This is a genomic window from Bifidobacterium sp. POST2/T3 (B1), assembly GCF_058197115.1.
The window spans coordinates 1-2629 of record NZ_JBVPQK010000365.1 but is presented as its reverse complement, the minus strand read 5'-3'; the positions used below and the strand labels follow the sequence as shown (position 1 = coordinate 2629).

Sequence of the window (2629 nt, the reverse complement as noted above, 5' to 3'; positions counted from 1 at the left end):
GATGAACACCAGGCGCTGGCCGAAGCCCTGGCCAAGGTCCCCGTCCCCACAGGAGAGCAGTGAGCCATGACCGCCTTCGCCCGCCGACCTGCCCCGGAGGCAAGACCGGCATCCTCGGCCGGATCCAGACAGGACATACGAGCCCAGACAGCTGACCTTTGGCAGTCGGTCACTGCCCTGGGCCGGGCTATGACCTTGGCCGCACTCGTTTGTGCTCTGGCCTTCGTCCCGACTGGCTGGCGTGAACTGCTTGCGGGTGTTCTGCTGGGCGTAGGCATGCTGCTGCTGGGGCTACTGATGAGCCTGGGCAATCTGTCCTGTAGCGCTGAAACGAGTCTGAACCAAGGACATCTGGAGGTGGGTGGCCAGACCGAGCTGGTCCTGGTTCTGACCAACCCGGGCAACCGCTCCACCCGCCGCGGCCGAATCGGTCTGGCTCTAGGCCAGGCAGCCGTCATGGCGCCTTTGCCTGCCCTGGCTCCCGGCCAGAGTCATCAGATCCGCTTGAAGCTGGAAGCCAGGTCCCGTGGCGTGATTGACCTGGGCCCGGTGACCATGGAGGCCGGGGATCCGCTGGGACTCATCCGCCGCCGTCGAATCCTGGCAGGCGCCCGAAAACTCTATATCCATCCCCGCACGGTTGCCTTGCCGCCCCTTGAAGCCGGACTTGAACGCGACCTGGAGGGGGATCCTGGTCCCGGCATTGTCGACGACGACCTGGAATTCCATGCCCTGCGTCCCTATGCTCCGGGCGATGACATGAAGCGGGTCCACTGGCTGTCCACTGCCCGGGCCGGCACCCTGATGGTCCGCCAGTATGAGCCCACCCTGCGTACTAGGACCGAACTGATCCTGGACGGCCAGGCCGCCTCCTACCGGAACGCGGATGAGTTCGAGCTGGCAGTTGAAATCTACGCCTCCTTGGGCTGCCAATGCCTGCTTGATGGCCGTCGGTTACAAGCGCTGGCCCCGGAACCTGATGATTCCGATGCTCATGGAACCACCCTGCCCACGGAAGATCCCCGCAGTTTTCTGGACGCCTGCAGTGCCATCCACCCCCGCCAAGGCGGCTATGACTCACTTGACCGGACTGATGCTTCCGAGCGGACCAGCCTGACCATTTTGGTAACCGGTTCGATGGGCGATCGCCAACCCTCAGCGCTGATGGGCGAATCGGCTCAGAGCGCCTCCCCGGTCATGCTGCTGGCTGCCGACCTGGATGCTCATCCAAGCCTGCAGGCACAACCGGGCCTGGTCAACGCCGTTTTGGGTAGTATTCGGGACCTCCCCATCCTCTTGGAGAACCAGCCATGAGCACATCATCAGCATCATGGATGGAGCAAGCCCAGAGGGAGCCGATTCGTCTGATCGACCGGACTGGTCTGCAATCCACAGTCGACCCCACCTGGCGCCGCTCCCCTATCATTCTGGTCGCCGCACTGGTTCCGCTCGATCTGATGGCCGGACTGCAGCTGTTGCCGGTCTACGGCAGCCTGTCCTTCTGGCTGACAGTGGGAGCCGCGGCTTGTCTGACCGGACTACTGATCGCCATGCTCCCCCACCGCAGTATTGCCACAGCCCTCCTCCAACCTCTGCTGCTGATTGCGGGCCAGTTCCTGCTGGGCCCCATCTTCGCTCTGAACGGCACAACACTGGCCCACGTCCTGCCCACCTGGGCAACCCTGGCACAAGGGTGGTCCGCTACCTTCGGTGCTTTCAAGACCCTGGCAGCTATCGACCCACCCCTTGGCCAGGAAGCAGGCGGATTGATGGCCCTGTGGACGCTGATGCTCTGGACCTGCTATCTGGCGGTGCTGCTGGCCCGCCATGGCCTGGGCCGCAATCTGGGACGGCCGGCACACCCAGCGGCCGTCCTGGCAGCCACCTTGCCCATCCTCGCCACCATGATTGTGTCAGCAGCCCTAGGCACCAGCAGAGGCCTCTATCCGGCATTGACGGGCGGCATCCTCTGGCTGCTTCTGCTGATTTGGAGCGCAAGTGGACTGGGTCTGCTGCGTCTACAAGGACTCCCATCCACTCTTCTGACCCTGACCCTAGCAGCCGGAATGATTTTCTCCGCTGGAATCTTGCCTGCTCCGACCCGACAGGTCATCCGCGATCATTATCAGCCGCCCATGGACCCCTACCAGTTCACCAGCCCCTTGAGCGACTACCGTGCCTATATCAAACGACACCGCGACGATACCCTGGTCACGGTACGCAACCTGCCCGCCGGCACGCCGGTCCGGATGGCAGTCATGGACCGCTATGACGGCAAGGTCTGGAATCTGTCCGACTCCTCAGGCGCAGGAGCCGCCGACTACCGGCGCATCGGCGCCCAGATCCGCACAGAAAGGCGGCAGGAGAAGACCGAAGACGGCGAACAAACCGGACAGCCCTTTACCGCAACCTTTCTAATTAGGGAAGGATTCGACCACGCCTGGCTGCCCTCCGCCGGACAGGTCGACGGCATCGATCCGGACCAGGACCTGCAACGGAAAGACCTCTACTTCAACAAGGCTACGGACACTGCTCTGACCGATCAGGCCCTGCAGGCAGGAGCCAGCTATACAGTGCACGGCGTGGCCCAAAACCGACCCGCAACGCGTCGCATAGCCGACAGCGATCC

1 protein-coding gene and 1 pseudogene are annotated in these 2629 nt (G+C 63.4%); both read left to right on the top strand.

Annotated elements, in window-relative coordinates; all coding sequences use genetic code 11:
* Positions 1 to 66: 66 nt before the first annotated feature.
* Positions 67 to 1314 (top strand): DUF58 domain-containing protein, encoded by a 1248-nt coding sequence (locus AC0AP0_RS11660; protein WP_490430585.1) that lies wholly within the window; start codon positions 67 to 69, stop codon positions 1312 to 1314.
* Positions 1311 to 2629 (top strand): annotated as a pseudogene (locus AC0AP0_RS11655) (hypothetical protein); the annotation flags it as partial. The gene AC0AP0_RS11660 and the pseudogene AC0AP0_RS11655, both read left to right, overlap by 4 nt.